Origin of the sequence: Pseudomonas sp. NY15372 (assembly GCF_048068215.1) — a bacterium.
Lineage (GTDB): Bacteria > Pseudomonadota > Gammaproteobacteria > Pseudomonadales > Pseudomonadaceae > Aquipseudomonas > Aquipseudomonas guariconensis_A.
The window spans coordinates 1-16,383 of sequence record NZ_JBLUPY010000039.1; the positions used below are offsets into that span (position 1 = coordinate 1).

Annotated in this window: 23 protein-coding genes; 1 reads left to right on the forward strand and 22 read right to left on the reverse strand. The window is 59.5% G+C overall.

The features are described 5' to 3' along the window. Window positions 1-164: 164 nt before the first annotated feature. Window positions 165-704, reverse strand: a complete 540-nt coding sequence (locus ACNFG0_RS19595; protein WP_196145403.1) for a single-stranded DNA-binding protein — start codon at window positions 702-704, stop codon at window positions 165-167. 9 nt (window positions 705-713) lie between these two features. After that, window positions 714-2,108 (reverse strand): MFS transporter, encoded by a 1,395-nt coding sequence (locus ACNFG0_RS19600; protein WP_196145402.1) that lies wholly within the window; start codon window positions 2,106-2,108, stop codon window positions 714-716. Between the two features lie 129 nt (window positions 2,109-2,237). Between ACNFG0_RS19600 and uvrA the strand changes: the two genes are divergently transcribed. Then, on the forward strand, window positions 2,238-5,072 hold the full coding sequence (uvrA, locus tag ACNFG0_RS19605) for an excinuclease ABC subunit UvrA (protein ID WP_416766081.1): 2,835 nt from the start codon (window positions 2,238-2,240) through the stop codon (window positions 5,070-5,072). A 117-nt stretch (window positions 5,073-5,189) separates the two neighbouring features. Here the strand turns inward: uvrA and bfr are convergent, their stop codons facing one another. The 20 genes from bfr to rpsQ all read right to left on the reverse strand — a co-directional run bounded on the left by bfr (window position 5,190) and on the right by rpsQ (window position 16,383). Further along, the gene (gene bfr, locus ACNFG0_RS19610; protein ID WP_012316512.1) at window positions 5,190-5,654 is read right to left on the reverse strand and encodes a bacterioferritin; all 465 of its coding nucleotides are present in this window, start codon (window positions 5,652-5,654) and stop codon (window positions 5,190-5,192) included. 162 nt (window positions 5,655-5,816) lie between these two features. Further along, window positions 5,817-7,256: a catalase gene (locus ACNFG0_RS19615; protein ID WP_196145400.1), complete on the reverse strand. Its 1,440-nt coding sequence runs from the start codon at window positions 7,254-7,256 to the stop codon at window positions 5,817-5,819. A 171-nt stretch (window positions 7,257-7,427) separates the two neighbouring features. Next, on the reverse strand, window positions 7,428-7,814 hold the full coding sequence (rplQ, locus tag ACNFG0_RS19620; protein WP_043210290.1) for a 50S ribosomal protein L17: 387 nt from the start codon (window positions 7,812-7,814) through the stop codon (window positions 7,428-7,430). A 42-nt stretch (window positions 7,815-7,856) separates the two neighbouring features. After that, on the reverse strand, window positions 7,857-8,858 hold the full coding sequence (locus tag ACNFG0_RS19625) for a DNA-directed RNA polymerase subunit alpha (RefSeq protein ID WP_003255452.1): 1,002 nt from the start codon (window positions 8,856-8,858) through the stop codon (window positions 7,857-7,859). Window positions 8,859-8,880: 22 nt separating this feature from the next. Beyond that, window positions 8,881-9,501: a 30S ribosomal protein S4 gene (rpsD, locus tag ACNFG0_RS19630; RefSeq protein WP_084857327.1), complete on the reverse strand. Its 621-nt coding sequence runs from the start codon at window positions 9,499-9,501 to the stop codon at window positions 8,881-8,883. A gap of 15 nt (window positions 9,502-9,516) precedes the next feature. Then, the gene (gene rpsK / locus ACNFG0_RS19635; RefSeq protein WP_003255454.1) at window positions 9,517-9,906 is read right to left on the reverse strand and encodes a 30S ribosomal protein S11; all 390 of its coding nucleotides are present in this window, start codon (window positions 9,904-9,906) and stop codon (window positions 9,517-9,519) included. A gap of 18 nt (window positions 9,907-9,924) precedes the next feature. Further along, window positions 9,925-10,281, reverse strand: a complete 357-nt coding sequence (rpsM, locus tag ACNFG0_RS19640; RefSeq protein ID WP_084857325.1) for a 30S ribosomal protein S13 — start codon at window positions 10,279-10,281, stop codon at window positions 9,925-9,927. Between the two features lie 131 nt (window positions 10,282-10,412). Continuing rightward, a complete protein-coding gene (gene rpmJ / locus ACNFG0_RS19645) occupies window positions 10,413-10,529 on the reverse strand; it encodes a 50S ribosomal protein L36 (protein WP_011531897.1) in 117 nt (38 codons plus the stop codon). Between the two features lie 28 nt (window positions 10,530-10,557). Next, window positions 10,558-11,889 (reverse strand): preprotein translocase subunit SecY, encoded by a 1,332-nt coding sequence (gene secY, locus ACNFG0_RS19650; protein ID WP_084857323.1) that lies wholly within the window; start codon window positions 11,887-11,889, stop codon window positions 10,558-10,560. Beyond that, a complete protein-coding gene (rplO, locus tag ACNFG0_RS19655; RefSeq protein ID WP_084857322.1) occupies window positions 11,890-12,324 on the reverse strand; it encodes a 50S ribosomal protein L15 in 435 nt (144 codons plus the stop codon). 3 nt (window positions 12,325-12,327) lie between these two features. Further along, entirely contained in the window at window positions 12,328-12,504 is a 177-nt protein-coding gene (rpmD, locus tag ACNFG0_RS19660) for a 50S ribosomal protein L30 (protein WP_028690238.1), read from the reverse strand. 2 nt (window positions 12,505-12,506) lie between these two features. Further along, window positions 12,507-13,007, reverse strand: coding sequence for a 30S ribosomal protein S5 (gene rpsE, locus ACNFG0_RS19665; protein WP_023382626.1), 501 nt, complete (start codon window positions 13,005-13,007; stop codon window positions 12,507-12,509). Window positions 13,008-13,010: 3 nt separating this feature from the next. Then, the gene (rplR, locus tag ACNFG0_RS19670) at window positions 13,011-13,361 is read right to left on the reverse strand and encodes a 50S ribosomal protein L18 (protein WP_009397496.1); all 351 of its coding nucleotides are present in this window, start codon (window positions 13,359-13,361) and stop codon (window positions 13,011-13,013) included. Between the two features lie 10 nt (window positions 13,362-13,371). Next, window positions 13,372-13,905 carry a 50S ribosomal protein L6 gene (gene rplF, locus ACNFG0_RS19675; protein ID WP_084857320.1) on the reverse strand — a complete coding sequence of 178 codons (534 nt, stop codon included), beginning with the start codon at window positions 13,903-13,905 and terminating at the stop codon, window positions 13,372-13,374. 12 nt (window positions 13,906-13,917) lie between these two features. Further along, window positions 13,918-14,310: a 30S ribosomal protein S8 gene (gene rpsH, locus ACNFG0_RS19680; RefSeq protein ID WP_084857318.1), complete on the reverse strand. Its 393-nt coding sequence runs from the start codon at window positions 14,308-14,310 to the stop codon at window positions 13,918-13,920. Between the two features lie 209 nt (window positions 14,311-14,519). Further along, complete coding sequence (gene rpsN, locus ACNFG0_RS19685; RefSeq protein WP_013970638.1) at window positions 14,520-14,825, reverse strand: 30S ribosomal protein S14; 306 nt, start codon at window positions 14,823-14,825, stop codon at window positions 14,520-14,522. Window positions 14,826-14,838: 13 nt separating this feature from the next. Then, window positions 14,839-15,378, reverse strand: a complete 540-nt coding sequence (gene rplE, locus ACNFG0_RS19690; RefSeq protein WP_084857317.1) for a 50S ribosomal protein L5 — start codon at window positions 15,376-15,378, stop codon at window positions 14,839-14,841. Between the two features lie 20 nt (window positions 15,379-15,398). Further along, window positions 15,399-15,713, reverse strand: coding sequence for a 50S ribosomal protein L24 (gene rplX / locus ACNFG0_RS19695; RefSeq protein ID WP_013970637.1), 315 nt, complete (start codon window positions 15,711-15,713; stop codon window positions 15,399-15,401). Between the two features lie 11 nt (window positions 15,714-15,724). Beyond that, the gene (rplN, locus tag ACNFG0_RS19700; RefSeq protein ID WP_008089810.1) at window positions 15,725-16,093 is read right to left on the reverse strand and encodes a 50S ribosomal protein L14; all 369 of its coding nucleotides are present in this window, start codon (window positions 16,091-16,093) and stop codon (window positions 15,725-15,727) included. A 23-nt stretch (window positions 16,094-16,116) separates the two neighbouring features. After that, window positions 16,117-16,383: a 30S ribosomal protein S17 gene (gene rpsQ / locus ACNFG0_RS19705; protein WP_084857315.1), complete on the reverse strand. Its 267-nt coding sequence runs from the start codon at window positions 16,381-16,383 to the stop codon at window positions 16,117-16,119.

Consider the following 16,383-nt stretch of genomic DNA (forward strand, 5'->3'; position numbering starts at 1 on the left):
CCCTTGCCGGGTGTGTAGAGGACTTTCACCTCCAAGTCACCCACTCGACCACCACAGCCAAGCAGGTTGCGCTTGCGCGCAACGCGCCATGCCTGGCGCACCATGAAAAAACCCGGAGCGGTTGCTCCGGGTTTCTAGTCTGACGTGATGCCTAACCGTTCGAATCAGAACGGAATATCGTCATCGAAACTGTCGAAGTCAGCCGCCGGCTGCGGAGCTGGCTGCTGCGGTGCAGGACGCTGCGGGGCCTGCTGCGGACGCGGAGCCTGCTGGCGAGGGGCCTGGTTGTACTGCTGCTGACCGCCCTGGTTGTAGTTGCCACCACCCTGGTTGTACGGATCACCGCCCTGCTGGTTCTGCGGACGGCCGCCGAGCAGCTGCATGGTGCCGTTGATGTCGACGATGATTTCGGTGGTATAGCGCTTGATGCCATCTTTTTCCCACTCGCGGGTCTGCAGCTTGCCTTCGATGTAGCACTGCGAACCTTTGCGCAGGTACTCGCCGGCGATCTCAGCGACCTTGCCGAACAGAGCCACGCGGTGCCATTCGGTACGCTCGACCTTCTGGCCGGACTGCTTGTCGGTCCACTGCTCGCTGGTGGCCAGGCTCAGGTTGGTCACGGCGTTACCGTTGGGCAGGTAGCGGACTTCGGGATCCTGACCGCAGGTGCCGACCAGAATGACTTTGTTAACCCCACGGGCCATAACGTTCTCCTAGGCTTCGCACGCCGAAGCGGCTGGGTTCACCAGACGCTCGAGGGTCGCGCGGTCCAAAATTTTCGTATCCAGTTTGATATAGATGGCGGCTTCTTCTGCCACCACCACGGCGTCGGTCACACCCGGCACGGCCAACAGGCGTTCGGTCAAGCCAGCCTCCCGGAGACCCTCCGGCGTCAGCGGCATGCGCAGGCTGGTCACGTACGGCGGCTCGTTCATGCTCAAGGCCGTCACCAGCCACACGGCACACAGCCCTGCGCAACCGAGGAACACCATGCCCAGGCCACCGTGCTGGAACAACCAGCCACCGATGATTCCTCCCAAGGCAGCACCGAGGAACTGGCTGGTGGAATAGACCCCCATCGCCGTCCCCTTGCCGCCTGCGGGCGACACTTTGCTCACCAGCGAAGGCAGCGATGCCTCCAGCAGGTTGAATGCCGTAAAGAATACCACGGTGCCGGTCACCAGTCCGCGCAAGTTGTCAGCCCATTGCCAGAAGAACAGCTCGACCACCATTAGCACGCTGACTGCGCCGATCAGCACACGCTTCATCTTGCGCTTCTTCTCGCCGTAGATGATGAACGGGATCATTGCAAAAAATGAGACCAGCAAGGCGGTCAGGTATACCCACCAATGTTGTTCCTTCGGCAGGCCGCCGCGCTCGACGAAGGCCAGGGGCAGCGCGACGAAGCTGGCCATGAGGATGGCATGCAGGACGAAAATGCCCACGTCCAGGCGCAGAAGGTCCGGATGACGCAGGGTCGGCCCCAGGGCCTGGCGCGCCACGCCGGACTCGCGATGTTGCAAGGCCTTGTGGCCGCTGGGCACGACGAAGGCGATCAACGCGATGCCGACCAGGGCAAGTCCTGCAGTGGCGAGGAACAATCCTGACAAGCCAAAGGCACGGGTCAACAGCGGGCCTATGACCATGGCCACCGCGAACGAAAGGCCGATGCTCATGCCGATCATGGCCATGGCCTTGGTACGGTGCTGCTCGCGGGTCAGGTCGGAAAGCAGCGCCATGACCGCCGCCGAGATGGCACCTGCACCTTGTAGGATGCGCCCGGCGATCACTCCCCAGATCGAATCGGCCTGGGCCGCCAGCAGGCTGCCGAGGGCGAACACCACCAGGCCCAGGTAAATCACCGGGCGGCGCCCGATGCGGTCGGAAATCACCCCGAACGGAATCTGCAGCACGGCCTGGGTCAGGCCATAGGCACCGATGGCCAGGCCGATCAGCGCAGGGGTCGCACCGGCCAAGTCCATGCCATAGGTGGCCAGCACAGGCAGAACCATGAACATGCCCAGCATACGAAAGGCAAAGACCAGGGCCAGGCCGCTTGCGGCGCGGGTTTCGCTGCCACTCATGCGTTCGTTGTGGGTGTCGTGCATGGAATAACCTCGTGTGAACCGGCGGCGATTCTATCAGTCCGACAGCGTAACAGCATCCACGCGACGCTTTGCCGCGTACTGGCAGCGCGCCTTATACTCCTTTGTTTATGCCCGCCGAGCGAGGCCGCAGTGGACAAGATCCTGATTCGTGGGGCACGCACCCACAACCTGAAGAACATCGACCTGACCCTGCCTCGGGACAAGCTGATCGTGATCACCGGCCTGTCCGGTTCCGGCAAGTCGTCCCTGGCGTTCGACACCCTGTACGCCGAGGGACAGCGTCGCTACGTGGAGTCCCTGTCGGCCTACGCCCGGCAGTTCCTGTCCATGATGGAAAAGCCCGACGTCGATACCATCGAGGGTCTGTCGCCGGCCATCTCCATCGAGCAGAAATCCACCTCTCACAACCCCCGCTCCACCGTCGGCACCATCACCGAGATCTACGACTACCTGCGCCTGCTCTATGCCCGCGTCGGCACGCCACGCTGCCCGGACCATGACATTCCGCTGGAGGCGCAAACGATCAGCCAGATGGTCGACCTGGTGCTTGCCCAGCCCGAAGGCAGCAAGCTGATGCTGCTGGCGCCGGTAGTGCGCGAGCGCAAGGGCGAGCACCTGGCGGTGTTCGAAGAACTGCGCGCCCAAGGTTTCGTACGCGCCCGGGTCAACGGCAAGCTGTACGAGCTCGACGAACTGCCCAAGCTGGACAAGCAGAAGAAGCACAGCATCGATGTGGTGGTGGACCGCTTCAAGGTCCGCGAAGATCTGCAGCAACGCTTGGCCGAGTCCTTCGAGACCGCGCTGAAGCTCGCCGATGGCATCGCCCTGGTGGCGCCGATGGAGGACGAGGCCGGCGAAGAGATGATCTTCTCTGCCCGTTTCGCCTGCCCGGTGTGCGGCCATGCCATCAGCGAGCTCGAGCCGAAGCTGTTCTCCTTCAACAACCCGGCCGGCGCCTGCCCGACCTGCGACGGCCTGGGCGTGAAACAGTTCTTCGATACCAAGCGCCTGGTCAACAACGAGCTGACCCTGGCCGAGGGCGCCATACGCGGCTGGGACCGACGCAACGTCTATTACTTCCAGATGCTCGGCTCCCTGGCCTCGCACTACGGGTTCAGCCTCGAGCTGCCGTTCGGCGAGCTGTCGGCTGAACACCAGAAGGTGATCCTGCACGGCAGCGGCAAGCAGAGCGTCGACTTCAAGTACCTCAACGACCGTGGCGACATCGTCAAGCGCTCGCACCCCTTCGAGGGCATCGTGCCCAACCTGGAGCGACGCTACCGCGAGACCGAGTCCGCCACCGTGCGCGAGGAGCTGGCCAAATACCTCGGCACCCAGCCCTGCCCGGATTGCCGCGGCACCCGCCTGCGCCGCGAAGCGCGTCACGTCTGGGTAGGCGAGAAAACCCTGCCGGCAGTCACCAACCTGCCGATCGGCGAAGCCAGCGACTATTTCAGCGACCTGACCCTGACCGGTCGACGCGGCGAGATCGCGGCGAAGATCCTCAAGGAGATCTGCGAGCGCCTGCAGTTCCTGGTCAATGTCGGCCTGGACTACCTGACCCTGGACCGCAGCGCCGAGACCTTGTCCGGCGGCGAAGCCCAGCGAATCCGCTTGGCCAGCCAGATCGGTGCCGGCCTGGTGGGCGTCATGTACATTCTCGATGAACCGTCCATTGGCCTGCACCAGCGCGACAACGACCGCCTGCTGGCCACCCTGAACCACCTGCGCGACCTGGGCAACACGGTGATCGTGGTGGAGCATGACGAGGATGCCATTCGCTTGGCCGACTACGTGGTCGACATTGGCCCTGGCGCAGGCGTGCATGGTGGCCGGATCGTTGCCGAGGGCTCGCCAGAAGAGGTGATGGCCCACCCCGACTCGCTCACCGGCAAGTACCTCTCCGGGCGCAAGAAGATCGTCGTGCCGGCCAAGCGCACGCCGCGCAACAAGAAGCTTGCGCTCAAGCTCAAAGGCGCCCGTGGCAATAACCTGCAGAACGTCGACCTGGAAGTCCCGATCGGCCTGCTGACCTGCGTCACGGGGGTTTCCGGCTCGGGCAAGTCGACTCTGATCAACAATACCCTGTTCCCCCTGGCCGCCACCGCGCTCAATGGTGCCAGCAGCCTGGAGGCCGCACCGCACAACAGCCTGGACGGCCTGCAGCACCTGGACAAGGTAGTCGACATCGACCAGAGCCCGATCGGCCGCACACCGCGCTCCAACCCGGCGACGTACACCGGCATCTTCACGCCGATCCGCGAATTGTTCGCCGGCGTGCCGGAGTCGCGCGCACGGGGCTACGGCCCGGGACGCTTCTCGTTCAACGTCAAGGGCGGACGCTGCGAGGCGTGCCAGGGCGATGGCCTGATCAAGGTGGAGATGCACTTCCTGCCGGATATCTACGTGCCGTGCGATGTGTGCAAGAGCAAGCGCTACAACCGCGAGACCCTGGAGATCAAATACAAGGGCAAGAACATCCACGAAGTGCTGGAAATGACCATCGAGGATGCCCGTGCGTTCTTCGACGCGGTACCAGCCCTGGCGCGCAAGCTGCAGACGTTGATGGACGTGGGCCTGTCCTACATCAAGCTGGGGCAGTCGGCCACAACACTGTCAGGCGGTGAGGCACAGCGGGTCAAGTTGTCTCGCGAACTGTCCAAGCGCGATACCGGCAAGACACTGTATATCCTCGACGAGCCGACCACCGGCCTGCATTTCGCCGACATCCAGCAACTGTTGGACGTGCTGCATCGCTTGCGTGACCACGGCAATACCGTGGTGGTGATCGAGCACAACCTGGATGTGATCAAGACCGCGGACTGGTTGGTGGACCTGGGGCCGGAGGGAGGCTCCAAGGGCGGCCAGATCATTGCCTGCGGTACGCCAGAAGAACTGGCCGAGATGAAGCAGTCCTATACCGGGCATTACCTCAAGCCGCTGCTGGAGCGGGATCGGGCTTGAGGACGGGGGCGTTTTGCGCCCCTTTCACGGCACGAGGCCGCTCTTACAAGACCGCGGTTTGCGCTGTCCTGTAGGAGCGGCCTCGTGCCGCGAAAGGGCTGCAAAGCAGCCCAGCTTTTACATCTGCGACTGCAGGTAGTTCTCCAGGCCGATGGCCTTGATCAACCCCTGCTGCTTCTCCAGCCAATAGGTGTGGTCTTCCTCGGTATCGGCCAACTGCGCACGCAGGATGTCGCGGCTGATGTAGTCCTTGTGCAGCTCGCACAACTCGATGCCTTTGCACAGCGCCGCACGCACCTTGTACTCGAGCTTGAGGTCGGCCTCGATCATCTCGGGCACAGTGCTGCCCACTTCCAGATCATCGGCGCGCATGTCCGGCGTACCTTCGAGCATGAGGATGCGGCGCATCAGGGCATCGGCGTGCTGGGTCTCTTCTTCCATTTCATGATTGATACGTTCGTAGAGCTTGGACAGGCCCCAGTCTTCGTACATACGCGAATGGATGAAGTACTGGTCGCGTGCTGCCAGTTCGCCCTTCAGCAACGTGACGAGGTAGTTGATTACGTCCGGGTGACCTTGCATCGCCCTGCTTCTCCCTGTGAATACGTCAATGCCAATAGTGTGAACCAGCTTTGCTTCGCGGTCACGGGGAAACGCGCAATTAGAAGCAAAAAATCGGTTAAACAGTAGTGATATTCATTGAAAAACCGCCCAAATGAGGGCGGTTCTTCTTATCACTTCGACTTAGGCGAGATTCACGCCCAACGCCTTGGCGATCCCCTCGCCATAGGCCGGGTCCGCCTTGAAGAAGTACTGCAACTGGCGCTGCACCACATCCATGCTGACCCCAGTCATCGCGCCGGCGATATTGCTGATGAGCAAAGCTTGCTGCTCAGCATTCATCAGCCGGAACAACGCACCGGCATGGCTGAAGTAATCGTTGTCCTCACGATGATCGTAGCGATCGGCAGCACCTTGCAGGGCCAGCGCCGGCTCGGCATGCCGCGGAGATTGCTTAGGCGCGTCGCTGTAGCTGTTGGGCTCATAGTTCGGGGCACCGCCATAGCTGCCGGAGGCCATCGCACCATCGCGCTGGTAGCTGTGCACCGGGCTGCGCGGGGCATTCACCGGCAACTGCTGGTGATTGGTACCGACACGGTAGCGGTGGGCGTCAGCGTAGGCGAATACCCGACCTTGCAGCATCCGGTCCGGCGACAAGCCGACACCCGGTACCATGTTGCTCGGGCCGAAGGCGGCCTGCTCGACTTCCGCGAAATAGTTTAGCGGGTTGCGGTTGAGCTCCAGCACACCGACTTCGATCAGCGGGTAATCCTTCTGTGACCAAGTCTTGGTCACGTCGAAGGGGTTCTCCGCGCGGCCCGCGGCTTCGGCCTCGCTCATCACCTGAATGCATACGGTCCAGCGTGGGTAGTCACCGCGCTCGATGGCTTCGAACAGGTCACGCTGAGCGTAGTCCGGGTCGGTACCTGCCAAGCGGGCAGCTTCGGCGGGCGCGAGGTTCTTGATGCCCTGCTGGGTCTTGAAGTGCCATTTGACCCAGGTGCGCTCGCCCTCGGCATTGATCAGGCTGTAGGTATGGCTACCGAAGCCGTGCATGTGCCGGTACCCGTCTGGGATGCCACGGTCGGAGAACAGGATGGTGACCTGGTGCAGCGCCTCAGGGGAATGGGACCAGAAGTCCCACATCATCTGGGCATTCTTCAGGTTGCTTTGCGGGTGGCGCTTCTGGGTATGGATGAAGTCAGGGAACTTGAGCGGATCGCGGATGAAGAACACCGGCGTGTTGTTGCCCACGATGTCCCAATTGCCTTCCTCGGTGTAGAACTTGACTGCGAAACCGCGCGGGTCACGCTCGGTGTCGGCCGAGCCCCGCTCGCCGCCGACCGTAGAGAAACGAAGGAAGGTCTCGGTTTGCTTACCGATGCTGTCGAACAGCTTGGCGCTGGTGTACTGGGTGATGTCACGGGTCACGGTGAAGGTGCCGTAGGCGCCCGATCCCTTGGCATGCACACGGCGCTCAGGGATGTTCTCGCGGTTGAAATGGGCGAGCTTCTCGACCAAGTGGAAATCGTCGAGCAGCAGCGGGCCGCGTGGGCCTGCCGAACGGGAGTTCTGGTTGTCGGCTACTGGGGCACCGCTGGCGGTGGTGAGAATCTTGCTCATGGGCTCTCCTTATCAGTCTAGGGCTGCCGCTGTATCGGCGTGCTGACAAGTATGGTCGAGCCAGGTGACAAGAACTAATTCATTGAATAAGTAAGATCGATAGAAAATAGCAATTCATACACGCACAAAAAACCGGGCACGAGGCCCGGTTTCTTGTAGCAGACTGATGTCTTACTCGGCAGCTTCTACAGCACCACCGACCGGACGATCAACCAGCTCGACGTACGCCATAGGCGCGTTGTCGCCAGCGCGGAAACCGCACTTCAGGATACGCAGGTAGCCGCCCTGACGGGTGGCGTAGCGCTTGCCCAGGTCGTTGAACAGCTTGCCAACGGCAGCTTTCGAACGGGTACGGTCGAAAGCCAGGCGACGGTTGGCGACGCTGTCTTCCTTGGCCAGGGTGATCAGCGGCTCGGCAACGCGGCGCAGTTCCTTGGCTTTCGGCAGGGTGGTTTTGATCAGCTCGTGCTCGATCAGCGACACTGCCATGTTCTGGAACATAGCCTTGCGGTGAGAGCTGGTACGGCTCAGGTGACGTCCACTTTTACGATGACGCATGATTCATTCCTTACCAAACACTACGTTCGGTGATTACGACGATCAGGCGGTCGCCTTGTCGTCTTTCTTAAGACTTGCAGGCGGCCAGTTGTCGAGGCGCATGCCGAGAGACAGACCACGGGAGGCCAGGACGTCCTTGATTTCAGTCAGGGACTTCTTGCCCAGGTTCGGAGTCTTCAACAGCTCTACTTCGGTACGCTGAATCAGGTCGCCGATGTAGTAGATGTTCTCCGCCTTGAGGCAGTTGGCCGAACGTACGGTCAGTTCCAGATCGTCAACCGGACGCAGCAGGATCGGATCGATCTCGTCTTCCTGCTCGACTACAACAGGCTCGCTGTCACCTTTGAGGTCGACGAACGCGGCCAGCTGCTGCTGCAGGATGGTCGCGGCACGACGGATGGCCTCTTCAGGATCCAGGGTACCGTTGGTTTCCAGGTCGATGACCAGCTTGTCCAGGTTGGTACGCTGTTCAACACGGGCGTTCTCGACCACGTAGGCGATACGACGCACCGGGCTGAACGAAGCGTCCAGCTGCAGACGGCCGATGCTGCGGCTTTCGTCTTCGTCGGTTTGACGGGAGTCGGCCGGCTCGTAACCGCGACCACGAGCTACGGTGAGCTTCATGTTCAGGGCGCCGTTGGACGCCAGGTTCGCGATTACGTGATCGGGATTGACGATCTCGACATCGTGATCCAGCTGAATATCGGCAGCGGTAACCACCCCCGAACCCTTTTTCGACAAGGTCAGCGTAACTTCGTCACGACCGTGCAGCTTGATGGCCAGGCCTTTGAGGTTCAACAGGATTTCAATGACGTCTTCCTGTACACCTTCGATCGCGGAGTACTCATGGAGTACGCCGTCGATCTCGGCCTCGACTACTGCACAGCCAGGCATGGAGGACAACAGGATGCGGCGCAGCGCGTTGCCCAGGGTATGGCCGAAACCACGCTCGAGAGGCTCGAGCGTGATCTTGGCGCGGGTCGGACTGACAACCTGCACATCGATGTGGCGGGGTGTCAGGAACTCATTTACCGAAATCTGCATGGATGCACCTATTTTCTAGCCCTTACTTGGAGTAGAGCTCGACAATCAGGTTTTCGTTGATGTCGGCGGACAGGTCGCTGCGAGCAGGAACGTTCTTGAAAACGCCCGACTTCTTGGCAGCATCCACGTCAACCCACTCAACTCGGCCACGCTGGGCGCACAGTTCAAGGGCTTGAACAATGCGCAGCTGGTTCTGCGACTTCTCGCGAACCGCGACCACGTCACCCGGACGAACTTGGTAGGATGGAATGTTTACGGTCTTGCCGTTGACGCTGATTGCCTTGTGCGAAACCAGCTGGCGCGATTCCGAACGAGTGGAACCGAAGCCCATACGGTAGACGACGTTGTCCAGACGGCACTCGAGCAGTTGCAGCAGGTTCTCACCGGTAGCACCCTTCTTCGAGGCTGCCAGCTGGTAGTAACCGCGGAACTGACGCTCCAGGACACCGTAGATACGACGAACTTTTTGCTTCTCGCGCAGCTGGGTACCGTAGTCGGACTGACGGCCACGGCGCTGGCCGTGGATACCTGGGGCTGCTTCGATGTTGCACTTCGATTCCAGAGCGCGAACGCCGCTCTTCAGGAACAGATCGGTGCCTTCACGACGAGACAGTTTGCATTTTGGACCAATGTAACGTGCCATTTATCTGTCTCCTGATTACACGCGACGCTTCTTCGGCGGACGGCACCCGTTGTGCGGGATTGGCGTCACGTCGGTGATGCTGGCGATCTTGTAGCCGCAGCTGTTCAGTGCACGAACGGCGGACTCACGACCTGGACCTGGGCCCTTGACGTTGACGTCGAGGTTCTTCAGGCCATATTCCAGCGCAGCTTGACCAGCACGCTCAGCAGCGATCTGGGCTGCGAACGGGGTGGATTTGCGCGAACCACGGAAACCCGAACCACCGGAGGTCGCCCAGGACAAAGCGTTGCCCTGACGGTCGGTGATGGTCACGATGGTGTTGTTGAAAGACGCATGGATGTGGGCGATGCCATCAACCACTGTCTTTTTGACTTTTTTACGAGGACGAGCAGCAGGTTTTGCCATGTCTATATTCCTGGGCGATTACTTGCGGATCGGCTTACGCGGGCCCTTACGGGTGCGTGCGTTGGTCTTGGTGCGCTGACCGCGAACCGGCAGACCTTTACGATGACGCAGGCCGCGGTAGCAACCCAGGTCCATCAAGCGCTTGATCTTCATGTTGATGTCACGACGCAGATCACCTTCGGTGGTGATCTTCGCAACTTCGCCACGCAGGGTTTCGATTTGCTCGTCGCTCAGATCCTTGATCTTAGCGGCTGGGTTCACACCAGCATCTGCACAGATCTTCTGTGCAGTAGTGCGACCGACACCATAGATGTAGGTCAGCGAGATAACAGTGTGCTTGTTATCTGGAATGTTGACGCCTGCAATACGGGCCATTCAGTGGGACTCCAATTGACAGCTACCTACGCCCCGGAAGCCAAGAAATAGGGCGCGAGATAATATCGCTGTAGAAACGAATAATCAACCCAGCAGCACACTAGCTGCTGGGTTTGAAGCGCGGATCACACTCAGCCTTGGCGCTGCTTGTGACGCGGTTCCGCGCTGCAGATCACGCGAACGATACCTTCGCGACGAATGATCTTGCAGTTGCGGCACAGCTTTTTCACCGATGCACGAACTTTCATTACCGACTCCTCGAACCTTAGGGGTCTATCAGCGCAGCAGACCGCTGCCACCGTAGCCTTTCAGGTTGGCTTTCTTCATCAGGGATTCGTACTGGTGCGAAACGAGGTGCGATTGTACTTGGGACATGAAGTCCATCACAACCACTACCACAATCAGCAACGAGGTCCCGCCAAGGTAGAACGGCACGTTTGCTGCCACCACCAGGAACTGGGGCAGAAGGCAGACGGCCATCATGTAAAGAGCACCGAACATGGTCAAACGGGTCAGAACGCCATCAATGTAGCGTGCCGACTGCTCACCAGGACGGATACCCGGAATAAAGGCACCGGACTTCTTCAGGTTTTCCGCTACGTCTTTCGGGTTGAACATCAGCGCTGTGTAGAAGAAGCAGAAGAAAATGATCCCTGCACTAAACAGCAGAATGTTCAACGGCTGACCAGGAGCGATCGACTGCGAGATGTCCTGCAGCCAGCCCATACCCTCGGACTGACCGAACCAGGCACCCAGCGAAGCCGGGAACAGCAGAATGCTGCTGGCGAAAATGGCCGGGATAACCCCTGCCATGTTCACCTTGAGCGGCAAGTGGCTGGTCTGCGCGGCAAAGACCTTACGGCCCTGCTGACGCTTGGCGTAGTGAACGGCGATACGACGCTGACCACGCTCGATGAACACCACGAAGCCGATAATCGCTACTGCAAGCAAACCGATAGCGACCAGGGCGAAAATGTTGATATCACCCGTACGCGCAGACTCGAAAGACTGCCCGATTGCTCTCGGAAGACCGGCAACGATACCTGCGAAGATCAACATCGAGATACCGTTGCCCACACCGCGCTCGGTGATCTGCTCGCCCAGCCACATCATGAACATCGCGCCGGCCACGAAAGTAGCAACGGCGACAACATGGAAGCCCAGACCAACAGAAAACGCCACGCCCTGGTTGGCCAGGCCAATGGACATGCCAATGGCTTGAACCAGTGCCAGGATAACGGTGCCGTAGCGGGTGTACTGGCTGATCTTGCGACGGCCAGCTTCACCTTCCTTCTTCAACTGCTCCAGTTGCGGGCTGACCGCGGTCATGAGCTGCATGATGATCGACGCCGAGATGTACGGCATGATCCCCAGTGCAAAGATGCTCATGCGCTCCAGCGCGCCACCGGAAAACATGTTGAACAAGCTAAGAATGGTCCCCTCATTCTGCCGAAACAGATCCGCCAGACGGTCCGGGTTGATGCCAGGCACCGGGATATGCGCGCCGATCCGATAGACGATGATCGCCATGAACAGAAAGCGCAGACGAGCCCAGAGTTCCGACATCCCGCCCTTTCCGAGCGAAGAGAGAGCACCTTGCTTAGCCATTTATTCCTCGAACTTGCCGCCAGCTGCTTCGATAGCCGCACGCGCACCCTTGGTGGCTGCGATACCCTTGATGGTGACTGCGCGAGTGACTTCGCCCGACAGCATGATTTTCACGCGCTGTACGTGCTGGCCGATCACGTTGGCATCCTTCAGGGATTGCACGGAGATCACGTCGCCTTCCACCTTGGCCAGCTCGGACAGACGCACTTCGGCGCGGTCCATGGCTTTCAGGGAAACGAAGCCGAACTTCGGCAGACGACGGTGCAGCGGCTGTTGACCGCCTTCGAAGCCCGGAGCGATCGAACCACCGGAACGGGAGGTCTGACCTTTGTGACCACGGCCACCAGTCTTACCCAAACCGCTACCGATACCACGACCCGGACGATGCTTCTCGCGACGGGAACCCGGCGCTGGACTCAGATCATTGAGTTTCATCGATTAACCCTCGACCTTCAGCATGTAGTAAGCCTTGTTGATCATCCCGCGGTTCTCGGGAGTATCCTGGACTTCTACAGTGTGACCGATGCGACGCAGACCCAGGCCTTTAACGCACAGTTTGTGGTTAGGCAGACGGCCGGCGGTGCTTTTGATCAGCGTTACTTTTACAGTTGCCATGATCAGATGATCTCCTCAACGCTCTTGCCACGCTTGGCAGCAATGGACTCAGGAGATTGCATGGCTTTCAGACCCTTGAAGGTGGCGTAAACCACGTTCACTGGGTTGGTCGAACCGTAGCACTTGGCCAGAACGTTCTGGACACCAGCAACTTCCAGGACAGCACGCATTGCGCCGCCGGCGATGATACCGGTACCTTCCGAGGCAGGCTGCATGTAGACCTTCGAGGCGCCGTGGGCGGCCTTGGTGGCGTACTGCAGGGTGGTGCCCTTCAGGTCGACTTGAATCATGTTGCGACGGGCAGCTTCCATGGCTTTCTGGATCGCGGCAGGTACTTCGCGCGATTTGCCACGGCCGAAACCAACACGGCCCTTGCCGTCACCTACCACGGTCAGCGCGGTGAAGGTGAAGATACGGCCGCCTTTAACGGTTTTAGCTACGCGGTTAACTTGAACCAGCTTCTCGATGTAGCCTTCGTCGCGCTTTTGATCGTTATTTGCCATAACTTAGAACTCCAGCCCGCCTTCACGAGCAGCATCAGCCAGCGCCTTGACGCGGCCGTGGTACTTGAAGCCGGAACGGTCAAAGGCAACTTGAGATACACCGGCGGCTTTCGCACGCTCAGCTACCAGCTTGCCAACCTTAGTGGCCGCGTCGATGTTGCCGGTGGCGCCATCACGCAGTTCTTTGTCCAAGGTCGAGGCGCTTGCCAGAACCTTGCTGCCGTCGGCCGAAATGACCTGGGCGTAGATGTGCTGCGAGGAGCGGAACACGCAGAGACGCACGACTTCGAGTTCGTGCATTTTCAGGCGTGCTTTGCGAGCGCGACGCAGTCGAGTAACTTTTTTGTCGGTCATTTGCTAGGCCCTACTTCTTCTTGGCTTCTTTACGACGGACTACTTCGTCCGCGTAACGCACACCCTTGCCTTTGTAAGGCTCTGGCGGACGGAAGTCGCGGATTTCAGCGGCCACCTGACCAACCAGCTGCTTGTCGATACCCTTGATCAGGATGTCGGTCTGGCTGGGGGTTTCAGCGGTGATGCCGGCTGGCAGTTCGTAGTCCACTGGGTGCGAGAAGCCCAGAGCCAGGTTCAGGACGCTGCCCTTGGCCTGTGCCTTGTAACCAACACCGACCAGCTGGAGCTTACGCTCGAAGCCTTGGCTTACGCCCTGGACCATGTTGTTCACCAGGGCACGGGTAGTACCGGCCATGGCGCGAGCTTGCTGGTCACCGTTGCGAGCGGCGAAACGCAGCTCACCAGCTTCCTGGGTGATTTCAACAGACGAGTGAACGTTCAGTTCGAGAGTGCCCTTGGCACCCTTCACCGAAAGCTGCTGGCCGGCGAATTTGACTTCGACGCCGGAAGGCAGCTTAACGGGGTTCTTAGCGACGCGAGACATGCCTATCTCCCCTTAGAACACTGTGCACAGAACTTCGCCGCCAACACCGGCAGCGCGCGCAGCGCGATCAGTCATCACACCTTTGTTGGTGGAGACAATAGACACGCCCAGGCCGCCACGTACTTTCGGCAGGTCTGCGACGGACTTGTACTGGCGCAGGCCTGGACGGCTGGAGCGCTTCAGTTCCTCGATGACCGGACGGCCTTCGAAGTACTTCAGTTCGATCGACAGGGAGGGTTTGGCTTCGCCACTGACCTGGTAGCCAGCGATGTAACCTTCGTCCTTCAGAACTTTGGCAACCGCGACCTTCAGGGTGGAGGAAGGCATGCTTACGACGGACTTTTCAGCCATCTGGGCATTACGGATGCGAGTTAGCATGTCCGCTAACGGGTCCTGCATACTCATGGGCTAGATGCTCCTGATACAAGAATTATTAGCCTTGCGGCTATCACAACCACCCGAGCGGGCAGGGTAAAAAACCCGGGCTCAGGTGAGCCGGTCATTCTAGACACAAGACAGAAACGAAACAAGCCCCATGAAGGGGCTTGTTTGTTGGCGAGGTCACCGACGGTCGGAAGATTGCTCCCCTTCCGTCGGGACTGCACCGGCAGCGATTACCAGGAGGCCTTGACCAGACCTGGTACGTCACCGCGCATTGCAGCTTGACGCAGCATGTTACGGCCCAGGCCGAACTTACGGTATACACCGTGAGGACGACCGGTCAGGCGGCAACGGTTGCGCAGGCGCGAGGCGCTGGCGTCACGCGGCTGCTTCTGCAGGGCGACTACGGCAGCAAAACGCTCTTCAGGAGAGGCGTTCAGGTTGACGATGGTCGCTTTCAGCTCAGCGCGCTTTTTAGCGTACTTGGCTACCGTGAGCTGACGCTTCAGCTCGCGGTTCTTCATGCTCTTCTTGGCCATTTTCCTACTCCAATCAGTTGCGGAACGGGAATTTGAAAGCACGCAGCAGGGCGCGGCCTTCGTCATCCGTACGAGCAGTGGTGGTCAGGGTGATGTCCAGACCGCGCAGAGCATCGATCTTGTCGTAATCGATTTCCGGGAAGATGATCTGCTCTTTCACGCCCATGCTGTAGTTGCCACGGCCATCGAAGGACTTGGCATTCAGGCCGCGGAAGTCGCGAACCCGAGGCAGGGAGATCGCCAGCAGGCGGTCCAGGAATTCGTACATACGATCGCGGCGCAGGGTTACCTTGACGCCGATCGGCCAACCTTCACGAACCTTGAAACCCGCAATCGACTTGCGAGCGAAAGTCACGACCGGCTTTTGACCGGTGATCTTTTCCAGGTCGGCAACGGCGTTCTCGATGACCTTCTTGTCACCGACCGCTTCGCCCAGACCCATGTTCAGGGTGATCTTGGTTACGCGAGGAACTTCCATCACGTTCGCCAGCTTAAGTTCTTCCTTAAGCTTGGGAGCGATTTCGTTCCGGTAAATCTCTTTCAGTCGTGCCATTGTCTTCTACCTAGCAGTGTTCAAGCATCAACCGCTTTCTGGGTCGACTTGAAGACACGAATTTTCTTGCCGTCTTCAACCTTGAAGCCAACGCGGTCAGCCTTGTTGGTTTCACCATTGAAAATGGCAACGTTGGAAGCGTGCAGAGGCGCTTCTTTTTCGACGATACCGCCCTGGACGCCCGCCATCGGGTTAGGCTTGGTATGACGCTTGACCAGGTTGACACCGCCAACAACCAGACGGTTGTCAGCGAGCACCTTCAGCACCTTACCGCGCTTACCTTTGTCCTTGCCGGCGATCACGATGATCTCGTCGTCACGACGAATCTTTTGCATGTCGGATCTCCTTAGAGCACTTCAGGGGCGAGCGAGACGATCTTCATGAACTTCTCGGTACGAAGTTCACGGGTCACTGGCCCGAAGATGCGAGTGCCGATCGGCTCTTGCTTGGTGTTCAGCAGAACAGCAGCGTTGCCGTCGAAACGAATGATGGAACCGTCAGCGCGACGTACACCGTGACGGGTACGGACGACAACAGCAGTCATCACCTGGCCTTTTTTGACCTTACCGCGCGGAATTGCTTCCTTGACGGTAACTTTGATGATGTCACCGATACCGGCGTAACGGCGGTGGGAACCGCCGAGCACCTTGATGCACATGACGCGACGAGCGCCGCTGTTATCGGCCACATCGAGCATGGATTGAGTCTGAATCATAAAATTTCTCCGACCCTTCGCCCTTAGACTTCAACAGCGCGTTCGAGGACTTCAACCAGTGCCCAGGACTTGGTCTTGGCCAGCGGACGGGTTTCACGGATGGAAACCTTGTCGCCGATCTTGCACTGGTTGGTCTCGTCGTGCGCGTGCAGCTTAGTCGAACGCTTAACGTATTTACCGTAGATCGGGTGCTTGACGCGACGCTCGATCAGAACGGTGATGGTCTTGTCCATTTTGTCGCTGACGACACGGCCAGTCAGCGTACGGACGGTTTTTTCAGCTTCAGCCAT